This is a genomic window from Sorangium sp. So ce362 (assembly GCF_051519845.1).
Taxonomy (GTDB): domain Bacteria; phylum Myxococcota_A; class Polyangia; order Polyangiales; family Polyangiaceae; genus Sorangium.
The window spans coordinates 5,887,747-5,909,745 of sequence record NZ_CP150332.1 but is presented as its reverse complement, the minus strand read 5'-3'; the positions used below and the strand labels follow the sequence as shown (position 1 = coordinate 5,909,745).

General features: G+C 71.3%; 15 protein-coding genes. 11 read left to right on the top strand and 4 right to left on the bottom strand.

Annotated features, from left to right (window positions below; genetic code table 11):
- Positions 1-205: 205 nt before the first annotated feature.
- The gene (locus WMF17_RS22525) at positions 206-889 is read right to left on the bottom strand and encodes a hypothetical protein (protein WP_437651202.1); all 684 of its coding nucleotides are present in this window, start codon (positions 887-889) and stop codon (positions 206-208) included.
- Positions 890-1,995: 1,106 nt separating this feature from the next.
- Here WMF17_RS22525 and WMF17_RS22520 point away from each other — a divergent pair.
- The 7 genes from WMF17_RS22520 to WMF17_RS22490 all read left to right on the top strand — a co-directional run bounded on the left by WMF17_RS22520 (position 1,996) and on the right by WMF17_RS22490 (position 12,259).
- Positions 1,996-4,353, top strand: coding sequence for a right-handed parallel beta-helix repeat-containing protein (locus tag WMF17_RS22520; protein WP_437604138.1), 2,358 nt, complete (start codon positions 1,996-1,998; stop codon positions 4,351-4,353).
- Between the two features lie 763 nt (positions 4,354-5,116).
- Positions 5,117-6,838 (top strand): ABC transporter substrate-binding protein, encoded by a 1,722-nt coding sequence (locus WMF17_RS22515; RefSeq protein WP_437604137.1) that lies wholly within the window; start codon positions 5,117-5,119, stop codon positions 6,836-6,838.
- Between the two features lie 48 nt (positions 6,839-6,886).
- Positions 6,887-7,864, top strand: a complete 978-nt coding sequence (locus WMF17_RS22510; protein ID WP_437604136.1) for an ABC transporter permease — start codon at positions 6,887-6,889, stop codon at positions 7,862-7,864.
- Between the two features lie 21 nt (positions 7,865-7,885).
- Positions 7,886-8,842: an ABC transporter permease gene (locus WMF17_RS22505; RefSeq protein ID WP_437604135.1), complete on the top strand. Its 957-nt coding sequence runs from the start codon at positions 7,886-7,888 to the stop codon at positions 8,840-8,842.
- Positions 8,832-9,791 carry an ABC transporter ATP-binding protein gene (locus WMF17_RS22500; RefSeq protein ID WP_437494498.1) on the top strand — a complete coding sequence of 320 codons (960 nt, stop codon included), beginning with the start codon at positions 8,832-8,834 and terminating at the stop codon, positions 9,789-9,791. The genes WMF17_RS22505 and WMF17_RS22500 overlap by 11 nt, the downstream gene beginning before the upstream one ends.
- A 2-nt stretch (positions 9,792-9,793) precedes the next feature.
- Positions 9,794-10,849 carry an ABC transporter ATP-binding protein gene (locus WMF17_RS22495; RefSeq protein ID WP_437651200.1) on the top strand — a complete coding sequence of 352 codons (1,056 nt, stop codon included), beginning with the start codon at positions 9,794-9,796 and terminating at the stop codon, positions 10,847-10,849.
- Between the two features lie 18 nt (positions 10,850-10,867).
- A complete protein-coding gene (locus WMF17_RS22490; RefSeq protein WP_437604133.1) occupies positions 10,868-12,259 on the top strand; it encodes a GH1 family beta-glucosidase in 1,392 nt (463 codons plus the stop codon).
- A gap of 35 nt (positions 12,260-12,294) precedes the next feature.
- On the opposite strand, the gene WMF17_RS22485 is transcribed toward WMF17_RS22490, so the two are convergent.
- Entirely contained in the window at positions 12,295-13,482 is a 1,188-nt protein-coding gene (locus WMF17_RS22485) for a GspE/PulE family protein (protein ID WP_437604132.1), read from the bottom strand.
- A complete protein-coding gene (locus WMF17_RS22480) occupies positions 13,479-14,543 on the bottom strand; it encodes a CAP domain-containing protein (protein ID WP_437604131.1) in 1,065 nt (354 codons plus the stop codon). The genes WMF17_RS22485 and WMF17_RS22480 overlap by 4 nt, the downstream gene beginning before the upstream one ends.
- 199 nt (positions 14,544-14,742) lie before the next feature.
- Between WMF17_RS22480 and WMF17_RS22475 the strand changes: the two genes are divergently transcribed.
- From WMF17_RS22475 to WMF17_RS22460, 4 genes are all read left to right on the top strand, one after another.
- Positions 14,743-15,753 (top strand): zinc-dependent alcohol dehydrogenase family protein, encoded by a 1,011-nt coding sequence (locus WMF17_RS22475; RefSeq protein WP_437604130.1) that lies wholly within the window; start codon positions 14,743-14,745, stop codon positions 15,751-15,753.
- Positions 15,754-15,886: 133 nt separating this feature from the next.
- Positions 15,887-16,990, top strand: a complete 1,104-nt coding sequence (gene nagZ / locus WMF17_RS22470; RefSeq protein WP_437604129.1) for a beta-N-acetylhexosaminidase — start codon at positions 15,887-15,889, stop codon at positions 16,988-16,990.
- Positions 16,987-18,270 (top strand): imidazolonepropionase, encoded by a 1,284-nt coding sequence (hutI, locus tag WMF17_RS22465; RefSeq protein ID WP_437651198.1) that lies wholly within the window; start codon positions 16,987-16,989, stop codon positions 18,268-18,270. The genes nagZ and hutI overlap by 4 nt, the downstream gene beginning before the upstream one ends.
- Positions 18,271-18,325: 55 nt before the next feature.
- Positions 18,326-20,722 (top strand): Tex family protein, encoded by a 2,397-nt coding sequence (locus WMF17_RS22460; RefSeq protein WP_437651196.1) that lies wholly within the window; start codon positions 18,326-18,328, stop codon positions 20,720-20,722.
- Between the two features lie 132 nt (positions 20,723-20,854).
- Here the strand turns inward: WMF17_RS22460 and WMF17_RS22455 are convergent, their stop codons facing one another.
- A complete protein-coding gene (locus tag WMF17_RS22455; protein ID WP_437651195.1) occupies positions 20,855-21,829 on the bottom strand; it encodes an alpha/beta fold hydrolase in 975 nt (324 codons plus the stop codon).
- Between the last annotated feature and the right edge of the window lie 170 nt (positions 21,830-21,999).

The window sequence follows — 21,999 nt, the reverse complement described above, 5'->3', positions numbered from 1 at the left end:
GGGGGTCCAACCTTTCGCGCGGGCCTCGCGCGCCGCTCGAGCCAGCGCGCCGTGGCGGGCGTGTGATCTCGACAGGTCGATCGACCGGCGGGCCGCCGGCCTCGCGGGGAGCTTGTGCGGCTCCCCGCAGAGGTTCCGGCGGCCCGTCGCGTCGATCACCGCTGTTCTCGACCGGCAACGTGGCCGGCCAATTCAGGCGATGACGTCAGGGGAACAGCCCGGGGGCGCCCGCCCCCCCCAGGCCGCCGGAGAAGTTGCCGTACGGGGAGCCGCCGAAACCGCCGCCGAGGCCGCCGAGGCCGCCGAGGCCGCCGCCCGGATAGCCGCCGAGGCCGCCGAGGCCGCCGCCCGGATAGCCGCCGAGGCCGCCGAGGCCGCCGCCCGGATAGCCGCCCGGGAAGCCGCCCGGATAGCCGCCCGGGAAGCCGCCGCCCGGATAGCCGCCCGGGAAGCCGCCGCCCGGATAGCCGCCCGGGAAGCCGCCGCCCGGATAGCCGCCCGGATAGCCGCCCGGATAGCCGCCCGGATAGCCGCCCGGGATCTGCCCGGGATCAGCCTGGCCGACGGGGCCGCCCTTGCCGATGGGGGGCCCTTGAAACGGCCCACCCACGCCCGGGCCGCCCGGGCCCTGAACGAGCGGCCCGCCGGGGCCCTTGATCGGCCCCTGGCCGATATCGGTCTTGCCCGGCATCACGGGCGGGCCCACCACGCCGCCGCCCCGCGTCTCCTCCGTCTCTCCCTCCAACGCCTGCTCGCTCGACGCCACGTCGACGTCGGCCTGCTCCAAGTCGGCCTCCTCCGGTGTCACCGCGTCGACCGCGCACCCGGTCATCAACACGGAAAAGAGCATCGCCGCTTGCGCCATCTTCATATCGATCGAGCTAACCATCCGTCCTCCTTCCATGCCCCGCCAGGGCCGTCAGGCCCGCAGTGGCATGTTGAGCGGTGTCGAGAGCAGGCTGCGTGCCTGACAGCGCGTGTGCAGAGCTTGCCGCGTCGGCCCTCTGCGGCCGCCGGACGGCGACGGCGAAAGGGCATTGTCTGAATCCGCGCCGGGTGGGAGCTCTGCCCCTCTTCATCGCGCCCGAGCGCCGCCGCGCCGGCGCGTATCGACGTCGCCCCGCAGCGCCGATGTGGGAGGCTCCCGAGCGCTGGAGAAAGGCAAATGTCGACGCGCGCCGCGGGGCTCCCCCGCGCGCGACGCGCGGCGGGACGGGACGAGAGCGACCCGACTTGCAGCTTTATCGGGCCCTGCAAACCGCATTTCCGAAGACCTGGTCGATCTCTGCAATCGAGGGCTGAGGAGACTCGACATCATCGCTGATGGGCGGCAACGGCCCGCGGGCCTCGGGTCCTCTGGTCACGCCGTGCTCAGCCCACGTGAGCCGACAGAGGCCCAGAGCGGCGCTCCTTCTGCGGCGACCGCGTCGGCGCAGCGCGCGCTCGAGCCGCGCTCTGCGCTGCGCACCATCGCCATGTCGTCCCGAACGACGGCGCCGCCGCGGCCTTCAGCCGCGGACGGCAGCCCCGCGAAGCAGCGAAAACGGCCTCCTCCGCGGCGCCACCCGGCGGCGCTCGGCGCGGCCCGACGTGATTGACAGAAAGCGTGCGACCCACACGAGTGGAGGCGCGCCCGAGCCTCGCCGCCCGAGAGGATCCACAGGCCCGCCCACGCCCGCATCGAAGCGAGCAGCGCGGCGCAGACGTCCCCGGCGATGCAGGGAAAGTCGGCGCGATCGAGACGCCTCTGCCTGGCAGGAGGCTATCTCCTGTTGTAGGATTCATTACGCGGAAGGGGGCGCGCGGCGCCGTTCAGGCGCTGTCCTCGTCATCTTTCCGCGGGCTCGATGAGGATCTCCGGCGCTCGGAGCGCCGGTTCATGCCGGACACGCGGTCTCCCGCTGTCGCGGGGGCCCCGGGCAGCCGTTCGCCCGAGGAGCGAGCGGGAGCTCGCGGGGCGCGCCACGAGGCAGCGCTGTCCAGGGAGGGTATTGCATGCGCTTCTGCGCGACGCGCGCGGGTTTGTCTTGCCTGGCCGCCGGCATCGCGGCCCTGTCGCTGCTCGCCGCGGCGTGCGGCGACCGCGCTCGCAGCGCCGACGCCGCGCTCGACGGGGAGCACGTCGCCCCGCGCTGCGCGCGCGGGCACGTCCTCGGGCCCGGGGACGCGTGCATGCCGGTGGGCATCCAGGGGTGCGCAGAGCTGTTCGTGGAAAGCGACGATCTCTGCCACCCCTCGATGGCGAAATGCCCTCCGGGGACGATCCCGAAGTTCGATGAGGGCTGCGTCCCCGCCGGCATCCCGCGCTGCGCTCCCGAGCTCGTCGGCGATGACGGGCTCTGCAGGCCGGCCATGGCGAAGTGCCCGACAGGCACGTTCGCAGTCCCGGAAGCGGGGTGCGTGTCCGTCGACGGCCCCGACGGTTGCGGGCTCGGGCCGTGGGGGAACATCCCTCGCGCGCCCGGGAACGTGTATGTCGACCCGAGCTACGCCGGCCCGGACAGCGACGGCTCCGAGGCGAGGCCGGCCACGACGCTCGCGGCGGCGCTCGAGCTCGTCGTCGAGGGCGGGACGATCGCGCTCGCGGACGGCACCTACGACGAGCCGGTCGTCATCACGAGGCCCCTCGCGATCGCCGGCCGGTGCGCCTCGCATGTGCGCATCCGCGGGGTGAGCCCGCTCGTCCATCCTCCGGCGATCGTGGCCGTGCTCGGCGCAGGGGAGGTGGCGCTCCGGGGGGTCGAGATCGGCGGGGATGGCGCCGGCGTGGTGGCCATGGGCGCGAGCGCCGTGACGATCGAGCGCGTGCACATCAAGGGCGCTGTCCATGCCGGCGTCCTCTCAAGCGACGGCGCGCGGCTCTCGGTGGCGCAGAGCTGGATCGAGGGGACGCGCGCCGGCAGCGCGGGCGACGGCATGGGCGCCTCCGCGGACACCGGCGGCGCGCTGTTCGTGAAGGAGAGCGCCGTGACGGGCTGCCGCGCCGCGGGCGTGGCCGCGCTCGAGGTGGGCGCCACGGCGGCCGTGGTGGGCAGCCTCATCGAGGGGACCTCGTCGTCGGAGCACCTCCTGGACGGCGAGGGGATCGTCGTCCGGGGCGGCGCCGAGGCGTCGATCGAGCGCACGGCTGTGGTCGGAAACCGGCTATCGGGGATCGTCGCGTCGGGGAGCTCCCTGGCGACGATCTCCGGCGTGCTCGTCGAGGGGACGATGCCCGGGATTCACGAGCCGAGCTACGGCGTCGGCGTGTACGCGGCGAGCGGATCGCGCGTCGCGATCGACTCGAGCGTGATCCTCGGCAACGCGGAGCTCGGCGTCGCCGTCATCGGCGAGGGCTCGGCGGCGACGATGACGCGGAGCCTGGTCAAGGGCACGGTGGCGGCCCCGTCGCTGTCGCTCCTCGGCGGGTTCGGCGTCGCCGTGGCCCGCGGCGCGGCGATGCGCCTCCAGGACAGCGCGGTCGTTCAGAACCGAGGGACCGGGGTTCACGTGGGCGATCTCTCCGCCGAGCTGGTCGCCGGGGGCAACCTCATCGAGGGGACGATCGCCGGAGGGGCCTGGGGCGACGGCGCCGGGGTGGCCGTGATGGAGGGCCGCGTGACGCTCTCGTCGAACGCCATTCGCGACAACGAGGGGCCCGGGCTGTCGGTGGGGTATGACGGGTCCGAGGCGACCGTGACAGGCAACCTCGTCGAAGGGCATGTCGCGCCGGACCGCCGCGCGCCGGTGGGGCAGGGGATCGTCATCTATCGGGGGGCCACCGCGGTGCTCGCGGGCAACGTCATCCGCGGCAACCGCTCCGTCGGCGTCCTCGCCGGCGCGGAGTTCCCGGGCGGCAAGGTCGAGATCACGGGGGACCTCATCGAGGACACCTCGGGCGGCGAGGCGAGCGACGGCGGCGCCGGCATCGGTGTCGCCGCCGCGGGCTATCAGCTCCGGCTCGCCTCGTCCATCGTCCGCGCGAGCCGCACGGCCGGCGTGGCGCTGTTCGCCGCCGAGGCGGAGATCGCACAGACCGTCGTCGACGGGGTGACCGGCGACGGCCGAGCCGGGAAGGGCGCGCGGCGCGACGACGTCGTCGCCGATGGCGTCCTGGTGCTCGCCGGGTCCACAGCCACCCTCGACGACGTGCGTGTCGCCGGCTGTGCGCGGGCTGGCATCCTGTACGACCAGAGCTCGGGTCGCCTCTCCAGGGTGCGCGCCTCGGACAACCGCTTCGGGCTGGTCGTGCAGGGCTCGCCCGCGCCCCGGCTGAAGAAGGAGAGCGAGAACGCGTTCACCGACAACAGCGCGGCAGACGAGCTTTGGGGCGCCGATTTCCTCGTGCCAGCGTCCGCTCCCCCGCTTCCGTGAGGCGCGCCCGCTCGACCACGCCCCCGCCCCGTCGCACGAGCCCGAACGAGCTCGTAGGAGCCCATACGAAACCAAACGGACATGGAGTGGAATCTTCCTCGACACGTGGTATCTACCTGGGTTCCAGGGCCACGGCCGCGGGGATCACGGCTCCACGGGTAGAGTCGCCAGCCCCGGATTGACCCTGAGCGCACCGGCCTATCGACCGCATCGCGCCGCGCGCGCGGCGCACGATCTCCCTGCCGCCAGCGCTGGGCGAGCGCAGCACCTCGCCCCTCCGAGAGTGCCCATCCGCACACTGGAACGAGACCGAAAAATCTGGTCTTGTCATCGATCACGGACATCTGTATATGACGTGCTCCGACCGCTCTCTGAAACCATGCGTCATCGACAGCCTTCCTGCCTTGCTGTGAACGAAGAAAATAACAGTGTCAGTGCCGGAGCCCTCAGCCGTCATGACGCGCGATGACACCATGAGACGGAGTTGCCGCCGCGAGGCATGACGCGCCACGACATCTCCCTTGAAAACGCGCCTGCGCGAGCGGCGTGAGAACTTGATAGCGACCTCGAATCCCCGTTGACACTGCTGTGCGAAGACGGCTACAGTGCCGACGTCTGGATGCCGGTATGGTGCGCTGCGTTGCGCGCGTCGGGCTCCGGCGAGTCGCTCTGTCACGTGGCGGCTTCCAGGAAGATCAAATGAATGGGAGAGGGACGGTGGGCGCTCGGGCGTGTCCACGAGGGCCCCGCTGAGGAGCATTTCATGAGGAACTGGTTGCTGCCGCGTCGAACGTTGGTTCTTTCGGCGTTGCTTCTTTCGGTCGGCGCCGCGGCGGGTTGCGGGAAGTCCGATGCGAAGAAGGACCCCGCGGGCACGGCCCCGGCCGGTCAGGGGACCGGCAAGAACCCCGCGGCTGCGGACACCTTCCTGACCGTGTCGATCGAGCAGCAAGCCTCGTGGGTGCGCAACTTCAATCCTCTGCTGGCCGCTGGCAACGTTCGCTGGCCGACCGTCGCTGGCATCTACGAGCCGCTCCTCGTTTACAACACGATGAAGGGCGAGTTCACCCCCTGGCTCGCCTCGAAGTACGAGTGGAGCAACGGGAACAAGACGCTCACCTTCACGACGCGCCCCGGCGTGAAGTGGTCCGATGGCCAGCCCTTCACGGCGAAGGACGTGGCCTTCACCTTCGGGCTGCTGAAGAAGCACGCGGCCCTCGACCTGCAGGGCGTCTGGAAGTGGCTGACCGCGGTTGAGGCCAAGAGCGACTCCTCGGTCGAGTTCACGCTCACGCGGCCGTACGTCCCCGGGCTCGTCTTCCTCGGGCACCAGCCGATCGTGCCGGAGCACAAGTGGAAGGACGTGACGGATCCGGTCACGTTCACGAACGAGAACCCGGTCGCGACGGGGCCCTTCACCGAGGTGAAGACCTTCCAGAACCAGATCTACGAGCTCGGCCGGAACCCGAACTACTGGCAGCAGGGCAAGCCCGCGATCAAGGGGCTCCGCTTCCCGGCCTACCCCGGCAACGACCAGGCCAACCTGGCGCTCCTGAACGGCGAGGTCGACTGGGCCGGCAACTTCGTCCCGGAGATCGAGAAGGTCTACGTCGGCAAGGACCCCGCCAATCACCACTACTGGTTCCCGCTCGTCGGTAGCACCGTGTTCGTCTACACGAACACGACGAAGAAGCCGCTCGACGACGTTCGGGTGCGCAAGGCGATCAGCATGTCGCTCGACCGCGAGCAGATCGTCAAGGTCGCCATGAACAACTACACGCGGCCGGCGGACGCGACGGCGCTCAGCGACGCGCACGAGCGCTGGCGCAGCCAGAAGGTCGTCGAGGGCGGCGACTGGGTGAAGTTCAACGTGGCCAAGGCGAACCAGATGCTCGACGAGGCGGGCTACGCCAAGGGCCCGGACGGCATCCGCTCGAAGGACGGGAAGCCGCTGCGCTTCGACATCAACGTCGTAACCGGCTGGTCCGACTGGGTGCGCGCGGCGCAGATCGTCACGCAGCAGGTGAAGCAGGTCGGCGTCGAGGCCTCGCTGAGGACGTACGACTTCAGCGCGTTCTTCGAGGCGCTCCAGAAGGGCACCTTCGATCTGTCGATGGGCTGGTCGAACGAGGAGCCGACGCCCTACAACTTCTACCGCGACCTCATCGGCACCGCGACCGTGAAGCCGGTCGGCGAGTCGTCGGCGCGCAACTGGCACCGCTTCGGCGCCAAGCAGACGGACAGCCTCTTCGAGGCGTTCGAGGCCGCGACGGATCCTGCGGAGCAGAAGAAGCTCATCGAGCAGCTCCAGGAGACGTTCTCCGAGACGGCGCCCTCCATCCCGCTCTTCCCCGGGCCGTCCTGGGGCGAGTTCAACACCCGCCGCTTCACCGGGTTCCCCAGCAAGGAGAACCCGTACGCGAAGCTGTCGCCGAACAACCCGCCCGAGTACCTGCTCGTCCTCACCGAGCTCAAGCCGAAGTGACATCGGGCGTGATCTGATCCGGAGAGCAGGTTAGAAGAGAGAGCTTCTGTGCGTTACCTTCTTCGACAGCTGGGCTTGTATTTCATCGCGGCGTGGGCATCGCTCACCCTGAACTTCCTCATTCCGCGGCTCATGCCGGGCGACCCCGCCTCGGCGATGTTCGCGCGCTTCCGCGGGCAGCTTCAGCCGGAAGCGATCGACGCGCTGCGGAAGGCGTTCGGGTTCACGGATGCGCCGCTCTACAAGCAATACATCACCTACCTGAGCCACACGCTGACGGGAGATCTCGGCCTGTCGATCGCGCACTTCCCCGCGAAGGTGACGGACGTCATCGCGACGGGGCTCGGCTGGACGATGCTCCTGTCGGGCTCCGCCGTGCTCGTCAGCTTCGCGCTGGGGACGCTGCTCGGCATCATCGCGACGTGGAAGCGGGGCGGTTGGCTCGACTCGCTCATGCCGCCCGTCCTGATGTTCCTCGGCGCGTTCCCGTACTTCTGGCTCGCGATGGTGGCGCTCTACATCCTCGGCTTCGTGCTCGGGGCCTTCCCGCTGCGCCACGCCTACAGCGACACGCTCTCGCCCGAGTGGAGCTTCGAGTTCATCGGGAGCGTGCTGTCGCACATGGTCCTGCCCGGCCTGTCGATCGTCATCGCCACCATCGGGGGCTGGATGCTCGGCATGCGCAGCGCGATGGTCACCGTGCTGTCCGAGGAGTACATCACGATGGCCCAGGCCAAGGGGCTCTCCCAGTGGCGGGTCATGTTCAGCTACGCCGCGCGGAACGCGCTCCTGCCCAACGTCACCGGGTTCGGCATGGCGCTTGGTTTCGTGCTCGCCGGGTCGCTGCTCACCGAGATCGTCTTCTCGTATCCGGGTCAGGGCTTCCTGCTCATCCAGGCCGTTCGTAACCAGGACTATCCGCTCATGCAGGGGATCTTCCTCACCATCACGCTGGCCGTGCTGGGGGCGAACTTCTTGGTCGACGTCGTCTACGTGTTTCTTGATCCCCGCGCCCGAGGGCGCTGAGGGCTCGGTCCAGGAGAAGCGATGGCTGCGCAACAAAGCAACAGCGGGGGCAGCGCCACCCGTTCGGCGGGGTGGATCCGCCTCCTCCTCTCGAATCGCAAGGCGATGGTGGGCACGATCATCGTGCTCTTCTTCCTGCTCCTCTCGGTGCTCGGCCCCGTGCTCGTCGGTCAAGATCCGCACGCGTTCGTGGGCATGCCGCACGAGGCGCCGTCGGCCGAGCACCTCTTCGGCACGACGGGCCAGGGGCAGGACGTGCTCGCGCAGACGATCGTCGGCGCGCGGACCTCGCTGGCCGTCGGCTTCGCCACGGGCTTCGCCGTGATGGCGATCGGCGCGGCGATCGGCATGGCCGGAGGCTACTTCGGCGGCTGGGTCGACAACGTGCTCTCGCTGCTCACGAACGTGTTCCTGATCATCCCCGGCCTGCCGATGGCCGTCGTCATCGCGGCCTATCTGCCGGCCGGGCCGATGACGATCCTCCTCGTCCTCATCCTCACGGGCTGGGCGTGGAACGCGCGCGTGCTCCGGTCGCAGGTGCTCGCGCTGCGCGACAAGGACTTCGTCTCCGCCGCCCTCGTGAGCGGCGAGGGCAGCGCGCGCATCATCTTCCGCGAGATCCTGCCGAACATGACGTCGCTCCTCATGTCCGGCTTCATCGGCGCCACGGTCTACGCGATCGGCGCGCAGGTCGGCCTGGAGTTCCTCGGGCTCGGCGACCTCAGCGCGGTGACCTGGGGGACGAACCTCTACTGGTCAAGCAACAACGCCGCGCTCCTCACGGGCGCCTGGTGGACCATCGTGCCCACGGGCGTGTGCGTCGCGCTCGTCGGGTTCGCGCTCACGCTGATCAACTACGCGATCGACGAGATCTCGAATCCGCGGCTCCGCGCGGAGGGGTCCTGGTCGCGCCTGCTCAAGAGCCGCAACGTCGCGGCAGGTCCGTCCACGCCGGTAGTGAGGGCTCATGGCGCCTAGTCCGATTCTCTCGGTTCAGGATCTCCGGGTCGAGTTCATGACCCCGGCCGGTCCGGTCTGCGCGGTCGACAACGTCTCCTTCGACATCGCCCCGGGCGAGGTGCTGGGCCTCGCGGGCGAGTCGGGCAGCGGCAAGTCGACGGTGGCGCAGGCCATCATGCGCCTGCTCCGGCCGCCGGCGGTCATCACGGGCGGGCACGTGTACTTCGCCGGGCAGGACGTCCTGTCCATGAACGAGGAGCAGCTCCGCGCGTTCCGCTGGCGGAAGGTGGCGCTGGTGTTCCAGAGCGCGATGAACGCGCTCAACCCGGTGCTGACGATCGGCGATCAGATCGCGGATCCGATCATCGCGCACGACCGCGTGACGCCGGCGCAGGCGATGGAGCGCGCGGCCGATCTGCTCAAGCTCGTCAACATCGACCCGACGCGCCTGACCAGCTACCCGCACCAGCTGTCGGGCGGCATGCGCCAGCGCGTCGTGATCGCGATCGCCATGGCGCTCAAGCCGCCGTTCCTCATCATGGATGAGCCCACGACGGCGCTCGACGTGGTCGTGCAGCGGGAGATCCTGCAGCAGATCGCCGAGCTCAAGGAGCGCCTCGGCTTCTCGATCCTCTTCATCACGCACGACCTCTCGCTCATCGCCGAGTTCTCCACGCGCATCGCCATCCTCTACGCGGGCAAGCTCGCGGAGACCGCTCGCGCCAAGGACCTCTTCAGCGATCCGAAGCACCCGTACACGCAGGGGCTCCTCGGGTCGTTCCCCTCGGTCCGGGGCCCGCGCCGCAGGCTGCAGGGCATCCCGGGCACGCCGCCCGACATGCGCAACCCGCCGTCCGGCTGCCGCTTCCATCCCCGGTGTCCGCAAGCCTTCGCGACCTGCCAGACCGAGCAGCCCGCCCTTCGTGAAATCGCGCCCGAGCATCGCGGCGCCTGCCACCTCTACTGACGATGACGATGACGCAACCTTATGTCTCGCCTGTCCTCGACGTGGTGCGCCTCGCCAAGTTCTTCCCCGTCGGCGGCGGCCTACGCACGCAGCAGCTCCGGGCGCTGCACGACGCCTCGTTCTCGCTGGCCGAGCGTGAGGTCATCGCGCTTGTCGGAGAGTCGGGCAGCGGCAAGAGCACGATCGCACGGCTGCTCGCGCGGCTGATGCCCCCGAGCAGCGGGCAGATCCTGTTCAAGGGTCGCGACGTGCTGAAGGAAGAGCCGACGCGCGCCTCGCTCGCTTACCGCGGGCAGGTGCAGATGATCTTCCAGGATCCGTTCGGCTCGCTCAACCCGGTGCATTCGATCGGCTACCACCTGGAGCGGCCGCTGCTGCTCCACAACAAGGCGCCGAACGCCGCGATCCTCCGGGAGAAGGTGCACGCGCTCCTCAAGACGGTCGATCTCAACCCGCCTGCGGAGGTCGCGGCCAAGTACCCGCACCAGCTCTCGGGCGGCCAGCGGCAGCGCGTGGCGATCGCCCGCGCCCTCGCCGTGGATCCCAGCGTGATCCTCGCGGACGAGCCGATCTCGATGCTCGACGTCTCGATCCGCATGGGCGTCCTGAACCTGATGGAGAAGCTCAAGGAGGAGCGCGGCATCTCGTACCTCTACATCACCCACGACATCGCGAGCGCGCGCTACGTCGCGGATCGCACGATGGTGATGTACGCCGGCCACATCGTGGAGGGCGCGCCGAGCGAGGAGCTGATGCAGCAGCCGGCGCACCCGTACACGAAGCTCCTGCTCTCGGCGGTGCCCGACCCGAACGGCTCGATCCGCGGCGAGCTCCCGGCCCGCTCCGGCGCGCCGAAGCTCGTCAACCCGCCGCCGGGCTGCCCCTTCGCCGATCGCTGCCCGAGCGTGATGAACGCGTGCCGGGAGCAGATGCCGGCGGCCGTCGACGTCGGCTCGGGGCACTGGGTCCGCTGCCACCTCTACTCGCCCGGTTCCGTCGCTCCCTCCGCGCAGTACGAGCGCAAGGTACCTGCCTCCGTCGAGGCCGTATCTGTCTGAGGAGATTCACGAGAGAACATGTCGTCCCTGAGATTTCCCGACAAGTTTGTTTGGGGGGCTGCGACGTCCTCCTATCAGATCGAGGGCGCCACGAGCGAGGATGGGCGCAGCGAGTCGATCTGGGATCGCTTCGCGAAGACGCCCGGTCAGATCACGGACGGGACCAACGGCGACGTCGCGTGCGAGCACTATCACCGCTGGCCTGAAGACATCGCGCTGATGAAGAGCCTGGGCCTGATGGCCTACAGGTTCTCGATCGCGTGGCCGCGCATCCTCCCGGACGGCCGGGGCGCGGTGAACCAGAAGGGGCTCGACTTCTACAGCCGGCTGGTGGACGGCCTGCTCGAGGCCGGGATCGAGCCGTACGCGACGCTCTTCCACTGGGACCTGCCGCAGGTGCTCCAGGACCAGGTCGGGGGCTGGCAGCACCGCTCGACGGCCGATGCGTTCGTGGAGTTCGCCGACGTGGTGTCGCGGAGGCTCGGCGATCGCGTCAAGAAGTGGATCACGCACAACGAGCCGTGGTGCACGGCGTTCCTCAGCTACGAGAAGGGGATCCACGCGCCGGGCATGCGCGATTTCGGCAAGGCGCTGGCGGTTAGCCACCACCTCCTGCTCTCGCACGGCCTCGCGGTGCCCGTGCTGCGCAAGAACGTTCCTGGCGCCGAGGTCGGCATCACGCTGAACATGAACTACGCGATGCCCGCGTCGCCGAGCGCCGCCGATTACGACGCGGCCCGCCACTACGACGGGTATTTCAGCCGTTGGTTCCTCGATCCGCTGTACGGCCGGCACTACCCGGCGGACATGATCGCGGACTACATCGCGCTGGGCCACCTCCCGCCGGAGGGGCTGACCGTGTGCAAGCCGGGCGATCTCGACATCATCGCGACGCAGTGCGACTTCCTCGGCCTCAACTACTACTCCCGGGCGGTGCTGCGGAGCAGCAAGGTGCCCGAGGAGCAGAACCTGCCGAGGACGGAGCACGTCGCGCCCGCTTCCGAGCAGACCGAGATGGGCTGGGAGGTGTACCCGGACGGGCTCCGGCGGCTGCTCATCCGGCTGCATGTGGAGTACGGGGTGCCCAAGCTCTACGTGACGGAGAACGGCGCGGCCTACTCGACCGGGCCCGACAAGGACGGCCGCATTCCGGACGTGCAGCGGCTGCAGTTCCTGCGCGATCACTTCGTCGCTGCGCGGGGCGCGATCGACGCGGGGGCGCCGCTCGCCGGGTACTTCGTGTGGTCGTTGATGGACAACTACGAGTGGGACCGCGGCTACTCCCAGCGGTTCGGCATCGTCTGGGTGGACTACGAGACGCAGCGCCGCGTCCCGAAGGACAGCGCGCTCTGGTACAAGGGCGTCATCGCCGCCAACGCCGTCGACGACGGCGCCTCGCGAGCCACCTGACAGGCGGCGCGCGCTGCGCGCTACGCCAGAGGCCGTCACGTCACGCGGAGCACCTCGTCGAGGGAGGTGATGCCCTCTTTCACCTTGGTGAGCCCGGCGTGCCGGAGCGGCACGAGCCCCACCTTGCGCGAGGCGTCCCGGTACGCGCGCTTCCCCGCCCGCGCCTTCACGAGATCCCGCAGGTCGTCGTCGAGCTCCAGCATCTCGAAGAGCCCGATCCGGCCCCGGTAACCCGTCAGGTGGCATGTCTGGCACCCGACCCCGCGCTTCAGCTCGGTGCCTTTCTCGATGAGGACCTGCTCCTCCTCGTCCATCACGGCGGTCTCGAGCTCGTACTTCTCCGCGCACTCATCGCAGAGCCGCCGCACGAGCCGCTGCGCGATCACCGCGAGCAGGGCGTTCGCCACGATCCACGACTCCGCGCCGAGGTCCACGAGTCGCGCGACCGTGTCGACCGCATCCGAGGTGTGCAGCGTCGACAGCACGAGGTGCCCCGTGAGGCTCGCCTGCAGCGCGATCTGCGCCGTCTCTGGATCGCGCATCTCACCGACCATGATCACGTCCGGGTCCTGCCGCAGGATCGCGCGCAGGCCGGTCGCGAACGTGAAGCCCTGCCTCGGGTTGGTCTGCCCCTGGGTGATGTCGGCGAACTCGACCTCGATCGGATCCTCCAGCGTGACGATGCTGAGCTCGCTGGTCTTCATCACCTTGATGAGCGAGTAGAGCGTCGACGTCTTGCCCGAGCCGGTCGGCCCGCACACGACGATGAGCCCCGAAGCGCGCTCCGCGAGCCCCTGGACCCGCGGCACGTCGCCCTCGGAGAGCCCGAGCTTCTCGAGCGCGATCAGCTGGTGGCTGAGCAGCACGCGCAGCACGAGCGTCTCGCCGTGGATCGCGGGGAACGTCGAGGCGCGCAGGTGGATGAGCGGGTGCCCGTGCAGCTCCAGGCCGAACTGGCCGTCCTGCGGCAGGCGCCGCTCGGTCATGTCCATCCGGGCGAGCACCTTCACGCGCGACGTGAGCGACGGCGCGATCTCGATCGGGATCTGGCCCTGGGCCACCATCACGCCGTCGACGCGGTAGCGCACGCGGATGCTGTCGCGCTTCGGCTCGACGTGGATGTCGCTCGCGCCCATGGAGACCGCGCGGCGGACCAGGTGATCGAGCACCTTGACCGCGTCGAGATCCTCGGGCGACGACGCCGGGGGGCGGCTGTGGTTCACCGCGCGCCTCCCTTGCCGACGTCGATCGTGCGGAGCGAGACCATCTTGAGCTCGTTCGAGGGGGGGAACGTCGCCCAGACGCTGACGCCGTAGAGGCCGGGCCGCTTGCGGTCGTTCAGCGGGACCTGGATGTCGAATCGATTGCCTGTCACCTGAAGAGGAATAGGCGTCTTGAAGCCTTTCGGGAAGAACGTCGCGTAGGGGGACGGGATCGCGTATCCGCCCATCCTGAGCAGCTTCTCCGGCGGGATCGGCTTGCCCGGCTCGATCCGCGAGATCCCGACGCCCGCGATCTTCGCCGGCGCGCGGACCTCGCCGGCCACCTGGATCACCTCGCCGATCTGCGCCCGCCTGGGCAGCTTCTGGTACGTGCCGTAGTCGTCGACGAACTCCTGCGCCATGCAGGCGATGTCGAACCCCTTGGCCTTGGCCAGCCCGACCCCGAGCGACGTGTGCGACGCTGTGAGCACGTTGCGTCGGTGCCCGTCGGCCGGGGGCTTCTCGTTCATGAAGGCGTGGTGGACCCGATCGAGGCTCTCCGCGGAGAAGCGCGGATCCGGATCGACTTCGCGCGGGATCGCGTCGGCGAAGCAGCCGGCGTTCTCCATGACGAAGCCGTCGCCTCCGGCCGCTGTGTAGCGCTCCTCCGGGACCGACCCGTCGCTGCCCCAGTGGCCGGTGAAGCCCACGCGGACCATGTCCTCCGTGTGCCGCCGCCCCGCGCGCGCCGCGGTCTCGTCCCACCGGACGGGCGGCAGCTTGTGCGCCGCCCGATCGCGGTTCACCAGCGCGAGCACGTACCGCCCCGCCTCCGCGCGGGTCATCCGCGGCCCCGGCGCGGGCGGCGCGGGTGCGGCCTGCGCCTCGCCGCCGCTGCCGGGCTCGGCGTCCGAGGCCTCGCCCCCCGAAGTGCGCGCGCTCTCCTCCGTCGCTGCCTCGGCGGCCCGCGCCCCCGACGTTCCTCCGGCCGGCTCCCTCCCGGCGCTCGCGCCGCACGCGAGCGCGTGGGCGCCCGCGGCGATGAGCCCCAGCCTGGGCGCCCCGCTCATCGCTCCTGTCATTCGTCCTCTTCTCGTGCTCGCATGCATTGTTGCGACGGTAGCGCCTGGCTGTCGTGCGCGCACCCGGGAGCGCCGCGCCTGGTCGGCGAGCGGAGCAGCCCGGGCCTCTGGCTCGCTTCCCAGGCGCCGCGCGACGCGCGGCGCGTTGACCGGGTCCACCCCGCATGAGATAGCGCACCTCCGATCAAGGAGGATCTGCATGAAAGCGTTCGCTCTCCAGGGTTCGTTCGGCCTCGACGCGCTCCGCCCGATGGACCTCCCGGATCCGAAGCCCGGACCCGGGCAGATCGTCCTCCGGATGAAGGCGGCGTCGCTCAACTTCCGCGACCTGCTCATGGCGAAGGGCCTCTACAACCCGAAGCTCCCGCTGCCGCTCGTCCCGCTCTCGGACGGGGTCGGCGAGGTGATCGGGGTGGGGGAAGGGGTGACGCGGGTGAAGGTCGGCGATCGCGTGTGCCCGATCTTCCACCAGCGCTGGATCGACGGGGAGATATCCTGGGCCAAGACGAAGGGGGCGCTCGGCGGAGAGCTGCCGGGGGTGCTCTCGGAGCAGGTGCTCCTGGATCAGGAGGGGGTCGTCGCGGTCCCGCCGCACCTCACGGACGAGGAGGCCGCGACGCTGCCGTGCGCCGCGGTGACCGCCTGGAACGCGCTCTTCGCGGCGAGCCACCTCAAGGCGGGCGACACGGTGCTCGTGCAGGGCACGGGCGGCGTCTCGATCTTCGCGCTGCAGCTCGCCCGGCTCGCGGGCGCCCGCGTCATCGTCACCTCGAGCAGCGACGAGAAGCTCGAGCGCGCGAGGTCGCTCGGGGCGTCGGAGACGATCAACTACCGCACGACGCCCGACTGGGACACGCAGGCGCTCTCGCTCACCGGCGGCGCGGGGGTGGATCACGTGATCGAGGTGGGCGGCGCGGGTACGATCGCCCGGTCGCTCCGCGCGGTGCGGATCGGCGGGCGCGTGAGCCTCATCGGCGTGCTCTCGGGCGGCGCGCCGGAGCTCAACCTGTTCCCCTTCCTGATGAAGCAGATCCGCGCGCAGGGCATCTTCGTCGGCTCGCGCGCGATGTTCGAGGACCTCGGCCGCGCGATCGCGGCGAGCGGACTCCGCCCGGTCGTCGACCGCGTGTTCCCCTTCACCGAGATCCGCCAGGCGCTCGACCACATGGCGAGCGGCGGACACTTCGGGAAGATCGCGCTCCGGTTCTGACGGGCGGGCCGCGGCGCGCGCCCTCCCGCCGGCGCCCCGGCGCGTCCTCAAAAGTGGCCCCGCCGGCCCAAGTCGTTTACGAACGGACCCCGCGGCCAGCCACGCGCCTCGGCCGCGCGAGAGGTGGTGGACGGTGCAGCTCGAGGTCCTGTGTGGTCAGCTCATCGTGGGCGGTTTCGACGGCGCCGAGCCGCCCGCCCGGTACCTCCGGGCGCTCGCCGAGGGGCGGAGGGGCGGAGCGATCCTCTTCCGGCGCAACGTCCCTGACATGGACGCCACGCTGCGGCTCTGCGCGGCGCTCGCCGCGGCGGGCGGCCCGGATAGGCCTCCCTTCCTCGGCATCGATCAGGAGGGGGGCCGCGTCACCCGCCTGCCCGCGCCGTTCCTGAAGCTGCCGCCGATGCGCTCGCTCGGCGACCTCATGGATCTCCCGCTGCTGCGCCGCGCGGCGCGCGCCGTCGCGTCCGAGCTCCGGGCCCTCGGCATCAACCTGAACTTCGCCCCCGTGCTCGACGTCGACTCGAACCCCGCGAACCCGATCATCGGTGATCGCGCCTTCGGCCGCGATCCTCGCGCCGCCGCGGAGGGCGGCGTCGCGTTCCTCGAGGGGCTCCAGGAGGAGCGCGTCCTCGCCTGCGGCAAGCATTTTCCGGGGCACGGCGACACGGCGCTCGACAGCCACCTCGCGCTCCCGACCCTCGCCCACGGTCGCGGTCGTCTCGACGAGATCGAGCTGCCGCCGTTCCGCGCCGCCTCCCGCGCCGGGGTCGCGTCGCTGATGACGGCGCACATCGTCGTCGAGGCGCTCGATCCCGGCGTACCGGCGACGCTCTCCCGATCCATCTGCACCGGCCTCCTGCGCGACGAGATCGGCTTCGAGGGGGTGCTCTTCTCGGACGACCTCGAGATGGCCGCGATCGCGGCGCATCACCCGGTCGAGGAGGCCGCCACCGCGGCCATCTCGGCGGGCTGCGACGCGCTGCTCGTCTGCAAGGACGAGGACCTTCAGGACCGCGCGCACGAGGCGCTCGTGCGCAGGGCCGAGCGCGATCCGCGCTTCCGCGACCGCTGCGTCGAGGCGGCCGCGCGCTGCCTCGGGCTGCGCCGGCGGTGCCCGCCGCGACCGGTCTCCTCGCCCGCGGCGCTCGCCGAGATCGTCGGCGGGCCTGCCTCGAGGGCGGTGCTCGCGGACATCGAGCGGGCGCGCGCCGCGCTCGCCGCGGGGGCGGCGACGTGACGGCGCCGCCGGGGGCCGCGCCGGGGGAGCCCGCGCAGCGCCCCGATCGCGCGTTCGCCGTCACCGCGCGCCGGCTCGTCACGTGCGACCCGTCCCGCGCCTCGGCCGGCGACCCGCTCGGGGTGATCGAGGACGCCGCGATCGTCGTGCGGGGCGGCGCTATCGAGGCGGTCGGGCCGCGGCGCGAGGTGCTGCGGCCCGAGGCCGGCGTCCCGGTCGCGATCGAGGCCGCGGGCGTCGTCACGCCCGGGCTCGTCGACGGCCACACGCACGCGCCGTGGGTCGGCTCGCGGGACGCGGAGTACGCGGTCCGCATGGCCGGTGGCGACTACGAGGCGATCGCCGCGGCGGGCGGCGGCATCGTCGCGAGCATGCGCGCAGTGCGCGCCGCGACGGCCGGCGAGCTCGCCGGCGCGCTCCGCGCCCGCCTCCGCCGGATGGCGGCGCTCGGCGTGACTGCCGTGGAGGCGAAGAGCGGCTACGGCCTCGACGAGGCCTCGGAGCGCAAGCAGCTCGAGGCGGTCGCCGAGGCGGGGAGGGACGCGCGCCTGCCCCGCGTCGTGCCGACGTACCTCGCCCTGCACGCGCTGCCGCCGGAGGCGGGCGGCGATCGCGCCGCCTACGCCGGCGTCGTCGCGCGCTCCTGGCTGCCCGCGATCGCCGCGGCCGGCCTCGCGCGCTACGTCGACGCGTACATCGACCGGAGCGCGTTCTCGGTGGACGAGGCGCGGCCGGTGCTCGAGCGCGCGCGCGCGCTGGGGCTCGGCGTGCGCGTGCACGTCGGGCAGTTCGCGGACGTGGGCGGCGCCGAGCTCGCGGCCGAGCTAGGCGCCGCGTCGGCGGACCACCTCGAGCACGTCGCGCCCGGGGGCATCGCGGCGCTCGCCCGGGCGGGCGTCGCCGCCGCGCTCTTGCCCGTGGCGAGCTTCACGCTGCGGCAGGAGCCGCCGCCCGTCGCCGCGCTCCGGGCCGCCGGCGTCCCGCTCGTCGTGGGCAGCGACGCGAACCCCGGCACGGCGCCGACCGAGAGCCTGCCGCTCGCGCTCGCGCTCGCGGTGCGGCTCTACGGCCTCACGGTCGCCGAGGCGATCCTGGGCGCGACGCGCGAGGCGGCGCGCGCGCTCGGGCTCGGCGGCGTGTGCGGCGCCGTGCGGCCGGGGCTCCGCGCCGACCTCGTCGTCTGGGACCTGCCGCACGAGAACGCGATCGTGCAGCCCTGGGGCGCGCCGCGCGCGCTGGCGGTGCTGCGTGACGGCGAGGTCATCGCGGCGGCCGGGTGAGGCGGCGCGCAAGTCAAGCCTGGACGCGCGTGCACCCTGCGCGTATGCCGCGCTCATGACCGAGACGCAGAGCCCTGTCGCTGTCCCGAGCCGCGCGGACAGCTCGTTCGATCCCGTCCCGCTCCTCGCCGAGGAGCTGAGCCTCCCGCGCCAGGGGGTCTCGGCGGTGGCCAAGCTGCTCGCCGAGGGGGCGACGGTGCCGTTCATCGCCCGCTACCGCAAGGAGGCGACCGGCGGGCTCGACGAGGTGCAGATCCGCGCGATCGAGGAGCGCCGCGCCTACCTGCTCGAGCTCGAGGAGCGCCGCGGCACGGTGCTCGCGGAGATCCAGAAGCAGGGCAAGCTCACCGACGCGCTCGCCTCGAAGATCCGCGCCTGCCAGACCAAGGCCGAGCTCGAGGACCTCTACCTGCCCTTCAAGCCGAAGCGCCGCACGCGCGCCATCATCGCGAAGGAGCGGGGCCTCGAGCCGCTCGCGGATCGCCTCTGGTCGCAGGCCGCGGACGGCAACCCCGAGGAGGAGGCCCGCGCCTTCGTCAGCGCCGAGAAGGAGGTCCCCGACGCGGCGGCCGCCCTCGCCGGCGCGCGCGACATCTGCGCCGAGCGCATCGCCGAGCACGCCGACGTGCGCAAGCTCGTCCGCGAGGCCTACGTCAAGGAAGGCGTCATCAAGGTCCAGAAGAACGAGGAGCACGACGGGAAGCAGACGAAGTTCGACATGTACGCGAGCTTCGAGGAGCCCGTCGCGAACATCCCCTCGCACCGCTACCTCGCCATCCGCCGCGGCGAGGCCGAGGGCGTGCTCCGCGCCGCGATCGAGCTCGCGCCCGAGCCGCTCGTCCCGCCGATCCACGCGGCGGTGGGGCTGAAGCCGAAGTCGCCGTGGGCCGGCGAGCTCATGAAGGCCGCGGAGGACGCCGTGAAGCGGCTCCTGCTCCCGGCGGTGCAGAGCGACGTGCGCGTCGACCTCAAGATGCAGGCCGATCGCGGCGCGGTCGAGGTCTTCGCCCAGAACCTCCGCGAGCTCCTCCTCGCGGCGCCCTTCGGCACGAAGGCGGTGCTCGGCATCGACCCGGGCCAGCGCACCGGCTGCAAGTGCGCCGTCGTCGACGAGACGGGCAAGCTCCTCGAGCACACGACGATCTACCTGGTCGGGAGCAGCGACGCGCTGGAGCGCGCGCGGCAGGATCTGCGCCGCATCTGCCGCAAGTACCCGCTCCGCGCGGTCGCGGTGGGCAACGGCACGCACGGCCGCGAGACCGAGGCGTTCGTGAAGGACGTGCTCGCGTCGGAGGGGCTGAAGGAGACGGCGAGCGCCGATCACGGGTCCACGTCAGAGACGATGTTCTGCGTCCCGGTGAGCGAGGCAGGCGCGAGCATCTACTCGGCGAGCGACGTCGCGCGCGAGGAGTTCCCCGACCTCGACCTCACGGTGCGCGGCGCGATCAGCATCGCCCGCCGGCTGCAGGACCCGCTCGCGGAGCTCGTGAAGGTCGACCCGAAGAGCATCGGCGTCGGCCAGTACCAGCACGACGTCTATCAGGGGCTGCTCGCGCGGAAGCTCGACGAGGTGATCGAGAGCTGCGTCAACCGGGTCGGCGTCGAGCTCAACACCGCGAGCGCCCCGCTGCTCGCCCGCGTCGCCGGCATCGGCCCGAGCCTCGCGAAGAAGATCGTCGCCCACCGCGATCTGCACGGCGCGTTCAAGAGCCGCAAGGCGCTGCTCGATGTGCCCGGGGTCGGCCCGCGGACGTTCGAGCAGGCGGCGGGCTTCGTGCGGGTCCGGGGAGGGGAGCACCCGCTCGACGCGAGCGCCGTGCACCCGGAGCGCTACGGCCTCGTCGAGCGCATCGCGACGGATCTCGGCGTGCCGGTCGGGTCGCTCATCGGCGACACGGCGGCGATCGCGCGGATCGATCCCAAGAAGTACGAGGCCGGCGACGTCGGCTCGTTCACGCTGAACGACATCCTGAGCGAGCTGAAGAAGCCCGGCCGCGACCCGCGCGCCACGTTCGAGCCGCCGAAGTTCCGCGACGACGTGCGGACCATGGAGGATCTCAAGCCGGGCATGGAGCTCGAGGGCGTGGTGACCAACGTGACGGCGTTCGGCGCCTTCGTCGACGTCGGCGTCCATCAGGACGGCCTCGTGCACGTCTCGCAGCTCGCGGATCGGTTCGTGAAGGATCCGAACGAGGTCGCCAAGGTCGGCGAGAAGATCAAGGTGCGCGTGCTGGAGGTCGACCTCGTGCGCAAGCGCATCTCCCTCACCGCGAAGAAGGGCGGCGCGCCGGCCGGCGCGCGCCCGCAGGCGGGCGGCCCGCCGGCCGGCGGCGACGCGCGCGCTCGCAACGACGGCCGCAAGCCGGCCCAGGGGCAAGGGAAGGGGCAGGGGCAGGGCAACTCGGCGGGCGGCTTCCGCAACAACCCGTTCGCGGATCTGCTGCGAAAATAGCCCCGAGGTGACGGGCGGCTCGCTGCGGGCCGCCGTCAGCGCCGGTCGCGAGGGAAGAGAAGAGCCGCGAGGACGCCGAAGACGCCAGCGGAGAAGAAGCGGCTCTCTCGGCGTCCTGGCGGGGGCTCCGGTCTAGAAATCGTGGTCCGCGAAGAAGCGCTCGATCCGGAGCGAGACGAGCTCCGGGAACTCGAGCGCGGTGGTGTGGGTGCCGCCGCGGACCACGAGGATCTCGGCCAGCGGGATGCGTCGCGCCATCGACTGGACCAGCGCCAGGGGCGTGAACGCGTCGCGGTCGCCGGTGATGAGCAGCGTCGGGACGTCGATCTGGTCGAGCACCTCCTCGACGTCGTGCGTGCCCAGCGCGCGGAGGTTCCGCAGGAACGCCTCCATATCGAGCTGGCCGAACGGCTGCACGAGCTCGGCGAGCACCTCGCCGTCGAGCGTCTTCCCGAGCAGCCCCAGCCGCCTCAGCCACGCCGCAGCGTCCGGCTGGCCGATGACGCGACGCGTTATCTTTGTCGCGGCCGTCTGAGCGCGCGCTGCGAGCGCCATGAGCGGCGGGAACAGCCGCCCGAGCCCCGGCAGCGGCCCCATCGTCTCCAGCGGCGGGCGGTGGGTGCCGTTCAACAGGACCAGGTTCGCGGCGAACCCTGGGAGCCGGCGGAACGCCTCCAGCGCGACCTGGACGCCCATGCTCCATCCCATGAGCGAGCCGTGCCGGACCCCTTCGGCCGCGAGGATCGCCTCCAGGTCGCGGACGTGGCTGGCCACCGCATAGGCATCCGGGGCGTCCAGCGACGGGCGCCCCGACGCGTACATCCCGCGGTAGTCCCACGTGATGAAGCGGTACTGGTCGGAGAGGTACTCGATCTGCGCCCGCCAGACGAGGTAGGGCCCGCCCAGCCCGTTGAGCAGGACCACCGTCTTCGCTCCTTCGAACGGCGGTGGCGTCACCCGGTACGCGATGTCGGTTCCATCAAAGCTCGTCACCCGCCGGGTTTCCATCCGGAGCGGCGGTCGCCGCGGAGGCGATGCCTGCCGGCCCTCGCCGGGGGAAGAAGGGGGCGGCGCTTGCCGGCCTCCGCCGAACTTGAACGAGACCATGGGCCCCTGCTTCCTACCCGGTCCCTCGGCGGAGGGCCATGCTGCCGGCGACGTGCGGGTGGGGAGGGGGCGGGGCCTGACGCCCGGGTGAGGGCGCTGCCGCGGATCGCGATGGCGGAGCGGCCTGGCGATCGCTCATCGAAACCGACGCTGCGCCATGATCGCCATCG

Excerpts from the sequence above, each read along its gene's own strand:
- WMF17_RS22525 (WP_437651202.1), bottom strand. The coding sequence starts at position 889 with ATGGTTAGCTCGATCGATATGAAGATGGCGCAAGCGGCGATGCTCTTT.
- WMF17_RS22520 (WP_437604138.1), top strand. The coding sequence starts at position 1,996 with ATGCGCTTCTGCGCGACGCGCGCGGGTTTGTCTTGCCTGGCCGCCGGC.
- WMF17_RS22515 (WP_437604137.1), top strand. The coding sequence starts at position 5,117 with ATGAGGAACTGGTTGCTGCCGCGTCGAACGTTGGTTCTTTCGGCGTTG.
- WMF17_RS22505 (WP_437604135.1), top strand. The coding sequence starts at position 7,886 with ATGGCTGCGCAACAAAGCAACAGCGGGGGCAGCGCCACCCGTTCGGCG.
- WMF17_RS22500 (WP_437494498.1), top strand. The coding sequence starts at position 8,832 with ATGGCGCCTAGTCCGATTCTCTCGGTTCAGGATCTCCGGGTCGAGTTC.
- WMF17_RS22495 (WP_437651200.1), top strand. The coding sequence starts at position 9,794 with ATGACGATGACGCAACCTTATGTCTCGCCTGTCCTCGACGTGGTGCGC.
- WMF17_RS22490 (WP_437604133.1), top strand. The coding sequence starts at position 10,868 with ATGTCGTCCCTGAGATTTCCCGACAAGTTTGTTTGGGGGGCTGCGACG.
- WMF17_RS22480 (WP_437604131.1), bottom strand. The coding sequence starts at position 14,543 with ATGACAGGAGCGATGAGCGGGGCGCCCAGGCTGGGGCTCATCGCCGCG.
- WMF17_RS22475 (WP_437604130.1), top strand. The coding sequence starts at position 14,743 with ATGAAAGCGTTCGCTCTCCAGGGTTCGTTCGGCCTCGACGCGCTCCGC.
- WMF17_RS22460 (WP_437651196.1), top strand. The coding sequence starts at position 18,326 with ATGACCGAGACGCAGAGCCCTGTCGCTGTCCCGAGCCGCGCGGACAGC.
- WMF17_RS22455 (WP_437651195.1), bottom strand. The coding sequence starts at position 21,829 with ATGGTCTCGTTCAAGTTCGGCGGAGGCCGGCAAGCGCCGCCCCCTTCT.